The following is a 16,552-nucleotide window of genomic DNA, read 5'->3' as shown; positions in this document are numbered from 1 at the left end:
TTTCTTTTCGTTGGGGCAGCGGCTATTTCGCAGCCGCCTTCTCGTCTTCCTTCTTCTGGGAGTTATCCCAGTAGAAGCCCTGGCTCTTCAGGAACGCACGCAGGCCGTCGAGGACGGATGGGTCGAATTGCGCGACCACGGTCAACGCATTAATCGCGACGGCGACCAGCGCGATCGTGCCGCCGACCCAGGCAAAGACCTCCTCGGCCGTGTCATTGGGGCGCGCAGACTGCACCCAGTCGGGCATCTCGTCCCATTCCTTCTCCAGCGCCGCGTCCTTTTCTGCCTGGACGCAATCTGGTTCTGCGGGCATACCGGAGGAACCATAACCGTTAAGGATGCCGAGCCCGAGCTCCTGCGGACCCATGAAGGAAGAGCCCGCGGTGCCATCAGCCACCGCCTTTTCGTGCTCCTCTTGCGCCTTGCGTACCTGGTTCGCACACTCCTCGGAAAGATCAGAGGTGTCGATGCGTCCGACGTTCATCGAGCTTCCACCGTTTGGACCCTCGGAGCTTCCGCCCGTGGAGCTTTGGCTCAGGGAGGACGAGGAGGACTGGCTGCTCTCAGCTGATTCGGCGGCTGAGGCCAGCGGGGTGACCAATGCCATCGTCGTGGCACACACTGCGATTAGTGAGGTGGAAAGGCGCATAATCAGGGGTTCTCCTTGGGAAGGGTGCGAAAGGAAGTACGAAAAAAAGGGGGAGGGTTGTCTCAAACCCACTTCAATGTAGCAGCCCTCCCCTTAGCGAAGATAGGTTTTATAGGAATTTCTCCAGCTGCTCGCTCAGCGGTGCTGGAGCAAAGCTGAGAACCGTTTCGCGGACACCCGGGGCGTTCAGCAGGCCTACCGCGGCAGCGACAGCGGCGATGACTCCGATGAGAGACCCGACGGCGATGGTCGCGGTGGAGGAGTGGGAACTCTGGCTGCTCTTGTCTTCGTTATCGTGGTCGTCGGCATCGTCTTGGTTGTCCTCGTCGGCATTGAGCAGGTCCTCAACGTTGTAGACGGTGGTGGTTCCGGAAACCTCGTTGCCTACGATGAGCAGGTGCTCACCGTTAGGGGAGTCTGCCTTGTCGACGAAGGCAAAGCCCTCCGGGCCCAAGTCGCCGGCAGCAGCGAACTCATCAGTGGAGAAGTCGCGGTTGTTGACATAGGTGACGAAGGAAGCGGTGGCGGGGTCGGTGACGTCGTAGACGAAAATGCCGCCAACGCGCTCGGCGCCAATGAAGGCATAAGTACGCTCCCCAACGGTGCCGATGGTCAGGGCCTCTGGTTCTGGGCCCTTGTTATCAGAGCGATCGTCGAACTCTGCTTCTTCGTTATCGGCGTTGTGGTGGAAGATACCCGGCTCGTTGAGCTCAGCGGTGATCTTTTCGAACTCGGCGCCGGAATCGAAGACAACGTTGCCCTCTGAGTCGTAGATGCTGAAGGAACGAGAACCGTAGGCATAAAGCTCATCGAAACAGCCCTTTTCTTCGTTCCAGCCGGAGGCGTTGCTCAGCTTCAGGTTGCCAGCGTGCTTTTTGTCGGCGAGTTCCTCCACGTTGACGTCGCCCAGCGCGCCCTCACATACCTTGCCATCCTCAACCAGATCCTTGAGTTCCACTTCATCGGTGTAGACGCCGGAGCCACCGTCCTTTTCCTTCACACCCCACTCGCGGGCATCGCCTTCGTTCGCAGTGGCAAAGTAGGTCTGGCCACCGGCGGTGAAGGCGCCGATGGAATCTGGCATGGACAGGCCCTTGACCGGGAGCGTGCGCAGCTCGGCCGCGTCATCCTTGTTCGAGGGGTCCAGCGGGACCTGCGAGTGATCCGCGATGTGGGCGGGCAGGATGTTCTCCACCGTGGCGGATTCAATATCGATGACGCCGATGGCGTTGGCCTCCTGCAGCGACACGAAAGCCTTGCCGTCCTGGGAGGTGATGTACTCCGGCTCAAAGTCGATGGACGGCTTAGAATCATGGCCGGAGGGGCCGAAGACTCGCACGCCCTCTGGCAGAGGCTGGTCGTCGAAAGCCGTGAATCCAGCGATGCGGGCATCCGCCTGCGTTGGCGCCTCAACAGCCTCCGGAAGCTTGATAACGGAGACGGATCCTTCCGGGTCCGTCACGTAGTCGGTGCCCTCGGCGTTGAGCTCATTGGATGGTTCGCCTTCGTTGGCCAGCAGCGCGTAGCCGCCATCTGCGGTGAGGTGGACGTTATCCGGCAATGCACCCACCATCACGCGGCCCACTTCGGCGGTATCCAGGTCCGCGGCCGCGGCGTTGAAGAACAGTGCTTCGCCGTCCTCAGTCTTGTCCGCCTGTTGGACGGCGGCCACCGCTAGGCCGTCGGGGCGCACCGCTACGGAGTTGATTTCCTTGCCTTCACCAGCAGAAATAGAGCCGATCAAGGTGGGGTTGGCTGGGGCAGAAGCGTCGAGAACATCAATCTGACCCGCGTGCGCATTGACCGTAAGGATGCGCTTGGAGTCCGGGTGGAAGGCCACGATCTCCGCAGCCGACTCCGCGTATACCCCGGACTCATAGGTGCCAACCGGGGTGAGCTTGAGACTGGCGTCTGCCGCCGAGTGTTCGATGACGTTGTTCACAATCGCGGCCGAGGAGGCCGGTGCGGCCACGCTGAGGCTGGTTGCGGTCGCCACGCAGAGCGCGAGAGAGCGGCGGGAGATAGAGCGAGACATTGAGAAAGACTCCTTGAAGCGAGACGAAAAAGATTCCGCATCACCGTACGTGCCGCCCATGACACTTTCGGGGAACAGAGCGTTGCGGCCAAGCGAGATCTAGGTAAACGTTCAGTGAATCGGTCGAATGCTAGGTAATGTGCGACGAAAGAATGGTGGGGCGCTAAAATGAGCCACCATGACAAGCACCCCGCAAGACTTCGAGCCAATCCACGCCTCTGATATTCAACTGGCCCAATCGCGAATTAGCTCGGAGATTGCCCCGACTCCGCTGCAATACTGCCCGCGACTGTCCCAGGAAACCGGCTATGAGGTGTACTTAAAGCGCGAGGACCTGCAAGACGTGCGCTCCTACAAGATCCGCGGGGCTATCTACGGCATGTCAAACCTTAGCGAAGAGCAGCGGACACATGGCATCGTCACGGCGTCGGCGGGAAACCACGCCCAAGGAGTGGCTTATGCCTGCCGCACCATGGGAATCCACGGCAAAATCTACGTGCCGGAACCGACCCCGAAACAAAAACGCGACCGCATCTTGGTCCACGGCGGCGACCTCGTGGAACTCGTTGTCACCGGCGCCAATTTCGATGAGGCAGCAGCTGCCGCGCACGCGGATGCAGCGGAGCGCGGCGCCTTCTTCATCGAGCCTTTCGATTCGCGCGATACCGTCACCGGCCAGGGAACTGTGGCTGCGGAAATCGTCTCCCAGCTGTCTTCGATCGGTAAATCCCTCGATACCGTGGTGGTCCCCGTGGGCGGTGGCGGCCTGATCTCCGGCATCACCTCCTACCTCGCTGACATGGCCCCGCGCACGGCGGTGGTGGGCATTGAGCCGGCCGGGGCGGCGTCGCTCAGCGCAGCGTTCGCTGCTGGTGAGCCGGTGACCCTGGAGACCGTTGATCCCTTCGTCGACGGTGCCGCCGTCAAGCGCATTGGTGAGCTGCCCTTCCAGATCTTGGAAGCCAACCAGGGCCGCCTGCACCATGACACCGTCTCCGAAGGCGCCGTGTGCACGGAACAGTTGGCGCTGTACCAAAACGAGGGCATTATCGCCGAACCCGCCGGCGCGCTGAGCGTGACCGGCCTGCGCACGCTCAACCTGCAGTCAGGCTCAACGGTGGTGTGCGTGATTTCCGGCGGCAACAATGACGTGCTGCGCTATGCCGAAATCATGGAGCGCTCCCTGGTGCACCGTGGACTCAAGCACTACTTCCTGGTGAATTTCCCGCAGGAGCCCGGCCAGTTGCGCCACTTCCTGCAGGATGTTCTTTGTCCAGAGGATGACATCACGCTGTTCGAGTACCTCAAGCGCAATAACCGTGAGACCGGTGCCGCGCTGGTAGGTATCGAGCTGGGGAGTGCCGCAGGTATCGACGGACTGCTGGAGCGCATGGAGGCGTCGAAGCTTAATTGCCAGCAACTAAAGCCAGGTACCCCCGAGTACGATTTTCTTGTCGCATAATGCTGGAGAGCTATCAGCGTCCCGTCGCCGGTGAGATTGTCGAGCACGAGATTGAGATCAAACGTTCGCGGTTTATCACCCTTATCGGCCGCGCCACGACGGAAGAGGAAGCACGCGCGCTTATCGACGCCGCCCGCGACCGCTTCCCCGACGCCCGCCACCACTGCTCGGCCTATATCTACCACGTGGACGGCTCGAATCCAGTGGAGCGCTCCTCCGATGATGGCGAGCCCTCCGGCACGGCGGGCAAGCCCATGCTCGATGTTTTGAAGGGCTCCGGACTGCTCGATATCTGCGCGGTCGTCGTGCGCTACTTCGGCGGTATCAAGCTGGGCGCGGGTGGGCTCGTTCACGCCTATGGCGGTGCCGTCAGCGAGACGATGGAGCAGGTTGAGCCCGTCACGCGTGCCCTACGCGAGCTCTATACCGCTGAGGTTTCCCACGCGGACGCCGGTCGCTTAGAGGCAGAGCTACGCAACCGGGGTGTGGACATGGTGGATACCGCCTACGCCCAAGCGGTGACTTTCACCGTGTCTGTGGAACCCGGCGGTGAGGAGGAGCTTGCGGCGACGCTCGCCGCGCTGACCCAGGGTGGGGTAGAGCCGAAGGAAGCTGGAACTGCCTGGGTGGAGCTTTAAGGCCGCGAGAAGGCCGCGAGTTTTTGGCCATGTAGAATAAGCCCCATGACTATGCAGCGACGCCCCAACAACCCCATTGAGCAACGCAAGCAAGCCGTGCGCACCCACGCACGCAACGGCGCTATCTGCGTCGTGGGCGGCGTCGCCGGCGGTGTCCTCCTAGGCTGGGCACTCACCGGATTCTGGACCTGGATGGCGATTGGTCTCATCGTGGCCGTGGTGGGTGGCGCGTACAACTGGGTCAAAATCCAGAAGATCGTGAACGAGAACCACAACCTATAAAAGCCCATGGTGAATCAGCCCGACGGGCGGCCCGTACGCATTGATGCTTGGGTTTGGTCCGTGCGCATGTTCAAGACCCGCTCGGAGGCCGCCACGGCGGTGCGCGCCGGGCACGTCAAACTCAACGGCAACGCCACTAAGCCCGCGCAGCAGGTCGTTCCTGGCGACCGCGTGCGCGTGTGGCGCAACCACCACGAGCATGACCTTGAGGTGCTCGCCACCGTGTCCAAGCGCGTCGGCGCCCCGATTGCGCGCACTTGCTACATCGACCACGCCCCGCCGCCACCGCCGAAGGAATTTATGCCCTCCGTCCCGGTCCGCCCGCGCGGTGCTGGCCGCCCGACGAAGAAGGAGCGCCGGCAGATGGAGAAATTCCGCGGTGGATTCCGCTAATTATTTCGGAAGTTCTTTAAGGCCTTCAGCCGAGCATTCAAGCGGCGCTTGCGGTCTTTGCGGTCACCGGCCTCGGCCGTGGCTTCGATGTGCTGGGCACCGAATTTGTTGAGCAGCAAGTCGTCGATAAGCCTGACCTGGCCCGGGCGGAAGCGGTAGCGCATGGCATCGTGTACGTGGGCGATGGCGTCATCGTCGAGCAGCTGCTTGAGCTGGCTCAAGCGTGTGATGCCGTTGTTGTCGAGCAACTCGGCAAGGAAGCGATAATGCTCCGAGCGTGAACGAGGGAAGCGGCTGCCCAGAATAATGGCGAGGACACCAGGGAGGGTCTCGGCTGTAATTTCCACGTCATCGCCTGCCTCAGAACTGGGGGCTTTGAGTGCGGCGATTTCATCGAATTGCTGGTCCGCCAGCTCAATCAGGCCCGCAGCCAGTGTGAAGAGGCGATCCACCTGCGGGGAAGGCGGGTTCGGGCCCTGCTTGTACCGGATATCGTGCTCAAATTCCGCCCAAGCGTGTTGTAGCACGGTGCGGATTTGAATCTCGAAGGTCCAGCCGATATAAGGCTCAAGTTCCTCCAGCGTGGCGGCGCTGTCCTCGGACACCGTCAGCACCAAATGGTGCGAGCCATAACCAAAACCACCAGAAATCCGCGTTTCCGCCGCCTTGTCCACCGAGCGCAGCACGGTAAAGGTTTCTCCCAAAACCTCTAGAGCTTCCGGGATAACCGTGGAGTGGAAGACGGTAATTCGCACCCCCAAAACATCGTGGATATCTTCCCACGGCTTCGGGTACATCAGCTCGCCGTTGTCGCGGCGCTTCTTCGCTTTCGCCTTGAGAGAAGGCCACAGCTTCACGCGGGTCGCTACGCGGTCAAAGATAATGCCGGCGTCGTTAAGCAAGTCCTCGATGGCATCGCGGAAATCCTGCGCCGCGGTAGGATGCGCGTGTACCCAGGAATGGTACTGGTTGCTCAGGCGGGACATGGATGATTCAGCCATCTTAAGAACGTGACTCCTTTCGGCCACGGCGGAGGAAGTATGGAGGTGTGTCTACACCTCCAATGGAAAGCCGTTAGCTAATACTAGTGGTTGCAAGCTCAGCGGTGGTCGATGGCGCGGGCGCAATTCGGCCGCGCGGTAGGCCAGTTCCGTGGCGCGCTGCGGGGAAATGTTGAGCAGCGCGTAGAGAGTGTGCGCATCAGGCACGAGGTAGGTAATACTCCGAGCCTGGCTAAGCCGCTGCAGATGATTGTCCAGGATAACGAAGGCCTGCGGGTGAGCCAACCACGACGAGACAGCGCAGCGATGCACCCGCACCTCTAGGCCCTTTTCCGTTCTACCCAGTCCGAGTTCGGCAGGCCGGGTAAAGAAGCGCAGCCCCTGCTGCGTCAGTGCGCGGCGTTGCAGATTCAGCGCGGCAGCATCCCAAGCTTGGCGCACGGTCAAACCCATATCGTCCACAGCGCGCTGGCTCACGCGCTTGGCTTCGGTGCCTGTGCCGTGGACCAAGGACATCGATAGCGTCCGCGATAGCTGGAGGCTAGCAGGTGAATCACCGAAGCCATCATCACAGAGCTTGATTCCGTTGAGCTCCTCGCTCGGGCAGAGCGAGGGGAGCAGGTGGTCGATGCGGAGGGAGGTGGGCAGCGCGATGGTCATGGTGGATTTACTCCGAAAGGTAGGCAAGTGCAGATTCCTTGCCCTTATTGGACTGGGCTTTATGCCCACAGGTTCCCACTAGTTCGTAGAAAACCCACCACGCGCTAGAGCCTTGATGTTCTAGCGCCTCCGTGCTCAAGAGCTACGCAGGTTAGAACGGCGGAGCCTCATCAAGCTGCAGCTCCTCTAACAGCTTGTCCGTCTGCCAGATCGCGATGTCCTGGCCTTTGCCTTGCAGCTCCTCAGCGCGTTTTTCTTTAGAGGTCTTGGTAGCCCACTGGCCCACAACCAGGATGGTGGTCTTCTTCGTGACATTCTTGCCCACCTGGCCGCCGCGTTCAGCAATCTTGGACCACAAAAGGCCCTTGTCGAAAGGCTCGAAGTCACCGGTGAGAGTGACATTCTGAGCAAATAGCGCGCCTTCCGGATCCGCATCAGGATTGGGATCCGGGATGGTGTCCGGAGTGGATACGGATTGCCACGGGGCTGCACCACGGCGCTCCTTAGCGGCGGAGCCCTTCTTCTTCGAGCCCGAGGCTGTACCCGCCATGCGCGTCTTGTCGCGGAAATCCGTACCAGCGCCCAAGTCGGCAGCGGAGAGGGGAGCGGTGTTGGCGCGCAGGACCGGGATGACGGAGTCCTCGCTCAACGTGCCCAGCGCAAAATCACGGGTGGTGAACAAGTCTTCAATGCTTCCGGAGTGACCAAAGCGTTGCGCTAGGGCACTGACAATCTCGCCCGCCGCGCGGGCGTCGGCTGTGGCCTCGTGATGGCGGAAATCCTCGGCACCGAGGTAGGAGGCAACGGTGGGAAGTTTATGGTTGGCCACGTCGATGACGCCTGTACGGGAGGCGTCGCGGGCCAGTGCCAGGGAACACGCTAAGCGAAGTTCTGGCACCGGCGCGTCGGCCTTCTTGAGGCCACTGCGCAGGGCCGTGGAATCGAATTGCGCGTTGTGGGCTACTAGCGTGTCTGTGCCGAGGAACTCGAAGAGCTCGGCGGCGGCATCAGCGAAAGGTAAAGTATCAGCGACGTCCTCCGCTGTGATGCCATGGATGCTGATGTTGACCTCGTCGAAGTGCTCGAGCCCCGGTGGGGGAGTGCACAGCCACGTGCGGGACTCGGTCTCTTCGCCATCGCGGAAGCGGACCGCACCGATCTGGCAGACCGAGCCCCAGTTATCGTTGGCGGTTTCCACATCGACGGCGGTGAAGTTGAGCCCCTGCACACCACTGCTGGCAGCCGGTGCTTCGCCGCGCAGCGCTGCCTCAACCGCGCGGGCAAATGCGGCCGCGTCTTGGCCGGGGGCGAAGCGGATGATCGTGTCCCCAACGGTCCCTGCAGAATCGCTCGTGCCGCGCACTATGACCTGCCCAAACCCTGTCTCCGTTGGTTCCGTGCACTCCACGCCCGTGGCATCAGCTAAGGAGAGAGCCTCGCGGGCTGGGGCGCCAAGGGAAGCGGCTAGCTGGGAGCGTTGGACGGTGAGTGCATCGGTGGTGACATCAATGACAGCACCGTGGGCGGTATAGGACACGGTTTCCTTTCAAGGACGGGGTTAATGGTGGACAGCAGACGGTGGAGTGCAGTCTAGCTATCGGCTTTCTTCTGCCGTGGCAGCGGATTGCGCAGAGTCATCGCTGTCGTCGAAAACTGGGGGCTCAGTCTGGCGCAGGATCAGCGTTGTGCGCGGCTGTACCACGATGGAACCTTCGGCTGCGATGAGCTTCTCCTCGTCCGGATAGCCACCGGAATCAGAGGTGTCGACGATGAGCCTCCAACTAGCACCCAGGTCCTTCTTGGGCAGCGTGAACTCGATGTCTTCGTGGTGAGCGTTGAAAATCATGATGAAGGAATCATCCGTAATGCGTTCACCGCGGGCAGTGGTTTCCGTAATCGCGTTACCGTTGAGATAGACCATGAGGGCCTTGCCGAACTCAAAATCCCAGTCCTGCGGGGTCATGAGTTTGCCGGAGGGCACGAGCCAGGCAATATCGCGATCTTTCACCTCAGAGCCAAAGGGGCCACCAGCCAAGAAACGCTGGCGGCGGAACACCGGGTGGTTCTTGCGGATGTTGATCAGGCGCTTGGTAAAGCCGTGCATGGCGACGTTCTTTTCCTGCTCCAACATCGACCAATCGATCCAGGAAATCTCGTTGTCCTGGCAATACACGTTGTTATTGCCGTCTTGGGTGCGGCCCAGCTCATCACCATGGCACAGCATCGGGGTGCCCTGGGATAGCAGGAGAGTAGTGAGGAAATTGCGGACCTGGCGGCGCCGGAGCTTTTTAATCTCTTCGTCGTCAGTCGGCCCTTCCACGCCATGGTTCCACGAGCGGTTGTGGGACTCACCGTCGCGATTGTCTTCACCGTTCTCGGAATTGTGCTTTTCGTTATAGGACACCAAATCACGAAGCGTAAAGCCATCGTGCGCGGTGATGAAGTTGATAGACGCGGTGGGGCGGCGGCCGTTGTTGGCATAGAGATCGGAGGAACCAGTCAGGCGTGAGGCAAACTCACCCATTGTCGCCGGCTCCCCGCGCCAGAAATCACGGACGGTATCGCGGTACTTGCCGTTCCATTCGCTCCAGATGGGCGGGAAGTTGCCAACTTGGTAGCCGTTATGGCCCACGTCCCAGGGCTCGGCGATGAGCTTGACCTTGGAGACCACCGGGTCCTGCTGGACCAAATCGAAGAAAGTGGCGAGCTTATCCACATCATCGAGTTCGCGCGCCAGAGTGGACGCGAGGTCGAACCGGAAGCCATCCACGCGCATCTCCGTCACCCAGTAACGCAGCGAATCCATAATCAGCTGGAGGGAGTGCGGGTGACGGACATTCAGGGAGTTACCGGTACCGGTGTAGTCCATGTAGTGCTCGGGGTTGTCATCAACCAAGCGGTAGTAGGCGTGGTTATCAATGCCGCGGAAGGCGATGGTGGGGCCCATGTGGTTGCCTTCGGCGGTGTGGTTGTAGACCACATCGAGGATGATCTCGATTCCGGCCTCATGGAAGGCACGAACCATGGCCTTGAACTCAGCGACCACCTCGCCAGGCTTCTTGGCGTAGGCATAGTCAGCATGCGGGGCGAAGAACCCGAAGGTGTTATAACCCCAGTAGTTGCGCAGGCCCAGCTGGCGCAGGCGATCATCCTGTAAGAACTGGTGAACCGGCAGCAGCTCGACGGCCGTCACTCCCAAGTCCTTGAAGTAGTTAATGATCGCTGGGTGTGCCATACCGGCGTAGGTACCGCGCAGCTCCTCCGGCACATCCGGGTGCGTCATAGTCATGCCCTTGACGTGGGCTTCGTAGATAATTGTTTCGTTATCCGGGGTGTGCGGGCGGTTGTCGCCGTGCCACTCGAAGAACGGGTTGATGACCACGGAGAGCATGGTGTGGCCCAAGGAGTCATCCTGGTTGCGGCCGCTGCCGGGTTCCTCTGCGAAGATATCGTAGGAGTACAGCGAGGGATCCCCGTCAAAGTCGCCGTCGAAGGCGCGGGCATAAGGATCGACAAGAAGTTTTGAGGGATCGCAGCGCAGACCATTTTCTGGTTCATAAGGGCCGTGGATGCGGTATCCATAGCGCTGCCCGGGGCTGACGTTCGGGAGGTAGGCGTGCCAGACGTGTGCGGTGATCTCAGTTAATTCGATGCGTTCTTCGTTACCGTCCTGGTCAATGAGGCAGAGCTCAACCTTCTCGGCGATTTCGGAAAAGATAGCAAAATTAGTACCGGCTCCATCATAGGTGGAGCCGAGCGGGGAGGGGGAACCAGGCCACACCTGGCGAGATGGCGTTAGGTCAGCACGGGTCTCAGTCATGAGGCTTAGCTTAGTCAATTCTGATGCATGTGATCGCTTCGCAGTGATCTTAAGCCGGCGACCATCAGCTCCGCTGCGCGCACCGAGGTGGCGTCCACCGGCGTGGTCTCGGAAGCTGTAGACGCTGTGCTTGGCGACGTCCCGCCTGGAGTCGCCCCACTGAGCTGTTCGCGGGATTGCTCCATGAAAGTAGCGCCCAGCGTGTAGTGGATCAGAGTGCGGGCGGCGACGGCTCTATCCTCCGGCGAGGCATCGGGTGCCTCCTTCTGCAGTGCCTTGGTGAATAGCTTTTCCACGTCAGCGCTCGCTGAGGACTCAGGGAAGGATGCTCCGGCGATGGCCACTTCAGCTCCATCGCGCCAGCGTTGCAGCTCATTGTGCAGCGAGCTGACCAGCTCCGCCGTGCTTTCCCCGGTGACGGGAGCGAGTATTTCTGCGGTCATGGCGGCGATCAGTGATTGTTTGTTGGCCACGTGCCAGTACAGCGCGCCGGGTGCGACTCCGAGGTTGGTGGCGACTCGGCGCATAGTGACATCAGCAAGGCCGTATTGGGTCAAAAGCTCAAGGGCGGTGGAAACGATAGCGTCGCGAGAAAGGTGCACACGACCAACTCTACGCGGCAAGAGAATACCCTCGTGAGGCTCACAGGAAGCTTCAAGGTGTAGAATATGAATTCTTCAAACAGCGCTTGTTAAGGTTATGTGAGTTGCCCAAGAGCAAACACTGCGTCCCGCGTGGTTTAACCTATCGCTCTCTATGTACATTTAGGAGTTTTCCCTTGTCTTTTCTGACACCTGCCAAGAAGTCCCTCATTGCTGTTGCACTCGTTGCGCCGCTTTCCTTGGCTGCTTGTGGTTCCGATGATGAGAATGCAGGTGACACTGCGTCCTCTGCGGCAAAGACCACCACGACTACGAAGTCTAAGGAAAAGACGTCTGAGAAGAAGACGGAAGAGAAGACTTCTGAGGAGAAGAAGGAGGGGGAGGACAAGAAGGACGGCGAAGAGAATAAGGACGAAGCTGCCAAGCCGGAGGGGGAGAACCCCGAGGCTGCTAACCAGACTCTGGCCAACCCCTTCGAAGAAGGCGCTGATCCTTTCCAGAACATGCCCAAGGTCGAACCGGTTCAGGGTGAAGCTGCCAGCCAGGAGGATATCGACGGTATTAACACCCTAGTACGCGGTATGTATGAGCAGCAGACCATGCGTTCCTTTGTGAAGTACCTCCCGGAGCACACCTGCGCGGCTATCCGCAACGATCCGAACTCCGGCCTCGATCAGGTTGATTACAACCAGGTTCCGGATGTTCCGATGAACCAGCTCAAGGACATGATGGCGGCAGCGGGCCAGGATACCTCCCAGATGGATGGCTTTGACTGGTCCAAGACCGGTGTTGAGTCCATCAACGATGTTGTGGTTAACGGTGACGATGCTTCCGCGACTGTGAACGTTAACACCAGCCAGGGCATGGATAGCTCCACCATGCGCTTCAAGCGTGAGAACGGTAACTGGACCTTCTGCGGCTAGAGAGTATCGTGCCTGGACTGCGTGCTCCTAGCCTTCGCATACCCCGCGCCATTGGATTCGGCGCGGGGTTGCTCGCGTTAGCACTCTTTGGATTCTCTGCAGCCGGCGCCGCGTGGGGACTGTGGCGTCCAGCTCTCAAGGGGCACCGGGTTGAGGATGGCGGCTACGCCTTGAGCAACGTTGCCGACGTGCAATTTGATTCCTATATCACCTTCGTACTGATCACCGGAGTTCTCAGCGCGGCCCTGGGGGCTACTGCCTACGTGCGAGGTGAGCGCTACCGTGGCGTCGGCGTACTGCTGTGGGTGGCTCTGGCTGCTCTGGCTGGCGCGGCCTCGTTTTATGTCTTCGGTGGAGCCACCGCCACTTATATTCCCGAGAATCCCGGAGAGTATGTAGAGTTTGTGCCGAAATTCTCGCCGGGTAGTGCTTGGCTGGTAGGGCCGTTTATGGCCATGTTCGCCTACTGGTCCGCGCTATTCATCGATTCGCCTTGCGATGCTGTGAGCGAGAGGGATTCGGAAGAAAATGAGGTGCCGGTCGACGGCGCGCTAGGGCCACGCGACGGGGGAGGAGCCCACCGCATCGCGTGAGATGTCATCGATGCCGTGGAGAACGTGCTTGATGCCGCGGCCGAGGGCGGTGATCAATTGGGCGTCGGAAAGCCCGGCGCCCGTCATAACCGCGTAATCGATGCGTACCTGCAACCCATCAATGTTTGAGTGGCAGAAGGCGGAGGCTGAGTGATTGGTCCGGTTCCAGTCATTGCAAATGAGGAAGATTTTGGAGAACTCGCTGCCCGGCAGGTTGGGATCCCAATGGCCTTTGATGATGAGGCTGGGGCCGGAATCGATGGCGAAAGCAAAGAGGACATCATTGATCCAGGCATAGACGGCCTCGTCAGCATCCGCCTGGAAGCGTGTAATTCCGAGGGCCGGCAAGAGTTCCCCGAGCCGAGCGGTGTCGACGTCGGCGACGGGGCCGTCGAGTTCTGTTTCTTCTTCCGGAGCCGTTGGGCGGGGAAGCGTGAGAACGGGGAAGTGATCGGCCAATTCTTCGAGGCAGGCCGCGGCGTTGTGGAGTGCTGGCAGAACCGAAGCGGAAAGCTGGGACGTTGTAGGTTTCTGGTGAACCACGAGGAAGGAATGCCCCCACACCTCTACCGCGGTAGGTGCCGAATAGTTGAGGATGAGGTGCGGCGAGAGGCAGTCATGGTTCCAGTCATTGACGAATTCACTGAGAGCAGGAATGTCGCCGAAACCTAGAACGCCGTGATGGGTGGTGTAGAAACGCAGGATTGGTTCGCCCTCGGTGTCCATGAAAGCGCGGGTTTCCCCAAGCGGTGGGTGAGGGAAGAGGAGCTCGTGTGCGGTGACCCGAATGCAATCGAGGCTTTCGCGGTGTGCGAGGTTTTCGACGCGGGCAAGCAGGTTGGAAGGAGGCTGGCTGTCCAAGCCATCGGCGCCGTTGCTCATCTCGCCGCCTCCCTTCACCGATTCGGGCTCCCGGAATGTGTTACTAGTGGCACATTCTATAACCCCTACCTGCCAGCTCGCTGGCTTTTCGGTCCAGGTATAGTAATGGGAAGGTATAGAAACTGCTGCATATTATAAAAGGGGTCTGAGCATGCTACGAACCATCGACCTGCGTGGAGAGGAACTCACCACCTCCCGGCTGCGCCGAGTCCTGCCGCGAGGGGGAACGGACGTGTCCTCAGTGATGGGCACCGTCATCCCCATGGTGGAGAAAGTCCGCGAGGGTGGTGCGGCGGCGGCCCTCGATTTCGGCGAAAAATTCGACGGAGTCCGCCCCGCCGCAGTGCGAGTACCTAAGGAGGAGATGAAGAAGGCTGCCGAGGACCTGGACCCGAGTGTGCGAGCAGCCATCGAAGAATCTATCGCGCGCGTGCGCGCCGTTCACGCTGATCAGAAGCCGGCTTCGCACACGACGACACTGGCACCAGGCGCGACGGTCACCGAGGTCTTCCAGCCCATCGAGCGAGTAGGGCTCTACGTCCCAGGCGGCAAGGCGGTGTATCCGTCTTCCGTCATTATGAATGCCGTCCCCGCCCAAGAAGCGGGCGCTGCGGCGATGGTCGTGGCTTCTCCGCCGCAGAAGGAATTCGGTGGGCTGCCACACCCGACAGTGCTGGCCACGTGCCACATGCTGGGCGTGGATGATGTCTGGGCCGTCGGCGGCGGGCAAGCCATCGCGCTTCTGGCCTACGGCGATGATGAACCCGCCACGGGTGAAGAAGCTCTGGAGCCTGTCGATATCATCACCGGCCCCGGCAACGTCTTTGTTGCTGCCGCTAAGCGCGCGGTGCAGGGAGTGCTGGGAATTGATGCAGAAGCTGGTCCTACCGAGATCGCCATCCTGGCCGATGAGACCGCTAACCCCGTCTACGTGGCCTATGACCTCATTTCCCAGGCGGAGCACGATCCCATGGCTGCCTCCGTGCTCATCACCGATTCTGAGGACTTTGCCGCTGCGGTGAATGCGGAGGTAGCTCAGCGCTATACCGCCACAGCCAACGCCGAGCGCGCAGCTGAGGCATTGCGCGGAGAACAGTCCGGCATCGTCCTGGTCGACGACCTCGAGACAGGTATCGCTGTCGCGGACGCCTATGCCGCTGAGCACTTGGAGGTACACACAAAGAATGCCCGGGCAGTTGCGGAGCGTATCCGCCACGCCGGCGCGATCTTCGTTGGTGAATACTCGCCCGTACCGCTCGGTGATTATTCCGCCGGTTCCAACCACGTTTTGCCTACCTCGGGAACCGCGCGGTTTAGCGCCGGGCTGTCGACGCACACCTTCCTACGGCCGGTCAACCTCATCGAGTACGACCGCGCGGCACTCGGCGAGGTAGCTCAGAATGTCATTGCCTTCGCCACTGCAGAAGACTTGCCCGCCCATGGTGAAGCAATTGCGGCACGATTCGCTGATGACACCGATACCCAGAAAGAAGAGGCTTAAGCAATGGCTGAGTTGAAGGATCTTCCCCTTCGCGAAGAATTGCGCGGCTCCAGCGCCTATGGAGCCCCGCAGCTGACGGTGACCAACCAGCTCAACACCAACGAGAACCCCTATCCACCCTCGGAGGCGCTGGTGAAGGACATGGTGGCGGCCGTCGAGAAGCACGCGCGTCAGCTCAACCGTTACCCAGAGCGCGATGCCGTGGAGCTGCGCACGGCACTGGCGGAGTACGTCAGTGAGCAGACCGGGGTGGCTGTCAGCGTGGAGAACGTCTGGGCAGCTAACGGCTCCAATGAGGTTCTGCAGCAGCTGCTGCAGGCCTTTGGCGGGCCGGGGCGTAGCGCGCTGGGATTTACACCGAGCTATTCGATGCACCCCATTCTATGCGCGGGCACCCAAACCGAATTCATCTCCTGCCCACGCGATGCGGATTTCCGTATTGATGAGGAGGAGGCGTTGGAGGCCGTCGCCAAGCACCGCCCCGACGTCGTTTTCATCACAACACCGAACAATCCCACCGGTGATGTCACCCCGATTGATGTGGTGGAGAAGATCGTGCAGGCCGCGCCGGGCATCGTCATCGTGGACGAGGCCTATATGGAATTCTCGCCTTCGCCTTCTGCGACCACGCTGCTGGAGAAATATCCGACCAAGCTCGTGGTCTCGCGCACGATGTCCAAGGCCTTCGACTTCGCCGGCGGACGTTTGGGCTACTTCGTGGCAGATCCGGCGTTCGTGGAAGCCGTCATGCTCGTTCGTTTGCCCTATCACCTGTCGGTTCTCTCCCAGATCGCGGCCACCGTTGCCCTTGCGCATAAGGAAGAGACCTTGGGAACTGTGGCCAAACTATCGGCGGAGCGGGACCGGGTTGTCGCACGGCTTAAGGAGCTCGGATACTACGTCGTACCCAGCGAATCCAACTTCGTCTCCTTCGGACACTTTGCCGATCAGCACGCGGTGTGGCAAGGATTCCTGGACCGCGATGTCCTGATTCGTGATAACGGTGTACCGGGTCTCTTGCGCGCCACGATTGGTCTGCCTGAAGAGAATGATGCCTTCCTTTCGGCCGCGGCGGACTTGGCAGATACAGTAGAGATGACTAACTAAAAAC

Annotated in this window: 16 protein-coding genes; 8 read left to right on the top strand and 8 right to left on the bottom strand. The window is 60.4% G+C overall.

The genetic code is table 11. The features are described 5' to 3' along the window. Nucleotides 1-22: 22 nt before the first annotated feature. Together HMPREF2896_RS10440 and HMPREF2896_RS10435 are read right to left on the bottom strand one after the other, a co-directional pair. The gene (locus tag HMPREF2896_RS10440) at nucleotides 23-649 is read right to left on the bottom strand and encodes a hypothetical protein (RefSeq protein ID WP_070445366.1); all 627 of its coding nucleotides are present in this window, start codon (nucleotides 647-649) and stop codon (nucleotides 23-25) included. A 109-nt stretch (nucleotides 650-758) separates the two neighbouring features. Further along, complete coding sequence (locus HMPREF2896_RS10435; RefSeq protein ID WP_141754783.1) at nucleotides 759-2,684, bottom strand: choice-of-anchor I family protein; 1,926 nt, start codon at nucleotides 2,682-2,684, stop codon at nucleotides 759-761. Between the two features lie 178 nt (nucleotides 2,685-2,862). Here HMPREF2896_RS10435 and ilvA point away from each other — a divergent pair, with 178 nt between their 5' ends. Genes ilvA through HMPREF2896_RS10415 form a run of 4 tightly spaced genes read left to right on the top strand, consistent with a single transcriptional unit; the run spans nucleotide 2,863 to nucleotide 5,459 of the window. Further along, complete coding sequence (ilvA, locus tag HMPREF2896_RS10430; RefSeq protein ID WP_070719473.1) at nucleotides 2,863-4,146, top strand: threonine ammonia-lyase IlvA; 1,284 nt, start codon at nucleotides 2,863-2,865, stop codon at nucleotides 4,144-4,146. Further along, a complete protein-coding gene (locus HMPREF2896_RS10425; protein ID WP_070719471.1) occupies nucleotides 4,146-4,784 on the top strand; it encodes a YigZ family protein in 639 nt (212 codons plus the stop codon). The genes ilvA and HMPREF2896_RS10425 overlap by 1 nt, the downstream gene beginning before the upstream one ends. Nucleotides 4,785-4,829: 45 nt before the next feature. Continuing rightward, nucleotides 4,830-5,066 (top strand): hypothetical protein, encoded by a 237-nt coding sequence (locus HMPREF2896_RS10420; RefSeq protein WP_070445375.1) that lies wholly within the window; start codon nucleotides 4,830-4,832, stop codon nucleotides 5,064-5,066. Nucleotides 5,067-5,072: 6 nt separating this feature from the next. Then, nucleotides 5,073-5,459, top strand: a complete 387-nt coding sequence (locus tag HMPREF2896_RS10415; protein WP_010190494.1) for an RNA-binding S4 domain-containing protein — start codon at nucleotides 5,073-5,075, stop codon at nucleotides 5,457-5,459. Here HMPREF2896_RS10415 and HMPREF2896_RS10410 read toward each other — a convergent pair. The 5 genes from HMPREF2896_RS10410 to HMPREF2896_RS10390 form a co-directional block, all read right to left on the bottom strand. Then, nucleotides 5,456-6,460: a GTP pyrophosphokinase gene (locus tag HMPREF2896_RS10410; RefSeq protein ID WP_070445378.1), complete on the bottom strand. Its 1,005-nt coding sequence runs from the start codon at nucleotides 6,458-6,460 to the stop codon at nucleotides 5,456-5,458. The two genes, HMPREF2896_RS10415 and HMPREF2896_RS10410, sit on opposite strands and share 4 nt — an antisense overlap. Nucleotides 6,461-6,511: 51 nt before the next feature. Next, on the bottom strand, nucleotides 6,512-7,147 hold the full coding sequence (locus HMPREF2896_RS10405) for a hypothetical protein (protein ID WP_236659250.1): 636 nt from the start codon (nucleotides 7,145-7,147) through the stop codon (nucleotides 6,512-6,514). Between the two features lie 124 nt (nucleotides 7,148-7,271). Then, nucleotides 7,272-8,657 (bottom strand): 3'-5' exonuclease, encoded by a 1,386-nt coding sequence (locus HMPREF2896_RS10400; RefSeq protein ID WP_070719469.1) that lies wholly within the window; start codon nucleotides 8,655-8,657, stop codon nucleotides 7,272-7,274. A gap of 57 nt (nucleotides 8,658-8,714) precedes the next feature. Beyond that, nucleotides 8,715-10,940, bottom strand: coding sequence for a glycogen debranching protein GlgX (glgX, locus tag HMPREF2896_RS10395; RefSeq protein WP_070711448.1), 2,226 nt, complete (start codon nucleotides 10,938-10,940; stop codon nucleotides 8,715-8,717). 14 nt (nucleotides 10,941-10,954) lie between these two features. Further along, nucleotides 10,955-11,542 carry a TetR family transcriptional regulator gene (locus tag HMPREF2896_RS10390; RefSeq protein ID WP_070711447.1) on the bottom strand — a complete coding sequence of 196 codons (588 nt, stop codon included), beginning with the start codon at nucleotides 11,540-11,542 and terminating at the stop codon, nucleotides 10,955-10,957. A 176-nt stretch (nucleotides 11,543-11,718) separates the two neighbouring features. On the opposite strand from HMPREF2896_RS10390, the gene HMPREF2896_RS10385 reads away from it, so the two are divergent. Next, a complete protein-coding gene (locus HMPREF2896_RS10385; protein ID WP_070643759.1) occupies nucleotides 11,719-12,465 on the top strand; it encodes a hypothetical protein in 747 nt (248 codons plus the stop codon). An 8-nt stretch (nucleotides 12,466-12,473) separates the two neighbouring features. Continuing rightward, a complete protein-coding gene (locus tag HMPREF2896_RS10380; RefSeq protein ID WP_246824021.1) occupies nucleotides 12,474-13,058 on the top strand; it encodes a hypothetical protein in 585 nt (194 codons plus the stop codon). On the opposite strand, the gene HMPREF2896_RS10375 is transcribed toward HMPREF2896_RS10380, so the two are convergent. Beyond that, complete coding sequence (locus HMPREF2896_RS10375) at nucleotides 13,017-13,940, bottom strand: YbjN domain-containing protein (protein WP_070719467.1); 924 nt, start codon at nucleotides 13,938-13,940, stop codon at nucleotides 13,017-13,019. The genes HMPREF2896_RS10380 and HMPREF2896_RS10375 overlap by 42 nt on opposite strands. 151 nt (nucleotides 13,941-14,091) lie before the next feature. Here HMPREF2896_RS10375 and hisD point away from each other — a divergent pair, with 151 nt between their 5' ends. Beyond that, the gene (hisD, locus tag HMPREF2896_RS10370; RefSeq protein WP_070719465.1) at nucleotides 14,092-15,441 is read left to right on the top strand and encodes a histidinol dehydrogenase; all 1,350 of its coding nucleotides are present in this window, start codon (nucleotides 14,092-14,094) and stop codon (nucleotides 15,439-15,441) included. A gap of 3 nt (nucleotides 15,442-15,444) precedes the next feature. Continuing rightward, the gene (locus tag HMPREF2896_RS10365) at nucleotides 15,445-16,548 is read left to right on the top strand and encodes a histidinol-phosphate transaminase (protein ID WP_070719463.1); all 1,104 of its coding nucleotides are present in this window, start codon (nucleotides 15,445-15,447) and stop codon (nucleotides 16,546-16,548) included. Nucleotides 16,549-16,552: the final 4 nt, after the last annotated feature.

The sequence above is a fragment of the Corynebacterium sp. HMSC069E04 genome (assembly GCF_001813175.1).
Classification (GTDB): domain Bacteria; phylum Actinomycetota; class Actinomycetes; order Mycobacteriales; family Mycobacteriaceae; genus Corynebacterium; species Corynebacterium aurimucosum.
This window is presented reverse-complemented; position numbering and strand designations above follow the sequence as displayed.

Bases quoted from the DNA above. Each gene is read 5' to 3' on its own strand.
- HMPREF2896_RS10365 (WP_070719463.1), top strand. From the start codon at position 15,445: ATGGCTGAGTTGAAGGATCTTCCCCTTCGCGAAGAATTGCGCGGCTCC.
- glgX (WP_070711448.1), bottom strand. From the start codon at position 10,940: ATGACTGAGACCCGTGCTGACCTAACGCCATCTCGCCAGGTGTGGCCT.
- HMPREF2896_RS10415 (WP_010190494.1), top strand. From the start codon at position 5,073: ATGGTGAATCAGCCCGACGGGCGGCCCGTACGCATTGATGCTTGGGTT.
- HMPREF2896_RS10375 (WP_070719467.1), bottom strand. From the start codon at position 13,940: ATGAGCAACGGCGCCGATGGCTTGGACAGCCAGCCTCCTTCCAACCTG.
- ilvA (WP_070719473.1), top strand. From the start codon at position 2,863: ATGACAAGCACCCCGCAAGACTTCGAGCCAATCCACGCCTCTGATATT.
- HMPREF2896_RS10435 (WP_141754783.1), bottom strand. From the start codon at position 2,684: ATGTCTCGCTCTATCTCCCGCCGCTCTCTCGCGCTCTGCGTGGCGACC.
- HMPREF2896_RS10410 (WP_070445378.1), bottom strand. From the start codon at position 6,460: ATGGCTGAATCATCCATGTCCCGCCTGAGCAACCAGTACCATTCCTGG.
- HMPREF2896_RS10440 (WP_070445366.1), bottom strand. From the start codon at position 649: ATGCGCCTTTCCACCTCACTAATCGCAGTGTGTGCCACGACGATGGCA.
- HMPREF2896_RS10425 (WP_070719471.1), top strand. From the start codon at position 4,146: ATGCTGGAGAGCTATCAGCGTCCCGTCGCCGGTGAGATTGTCGAGCAC.
- hisD (WP_070719465.1), top strand. From the start codon at position 14,092: ATGCTACGAACCATCGACCTGCGTGGAGAGGAACTCACCACCTCCCGG.
- HMPREF2896_RS10420 (WP_070445375.1), top strand. From the start codon at position 4,830: ATGACTATGCAGCGACGCCCCAACAACCCCATTGAGCAACGCAAGCAA.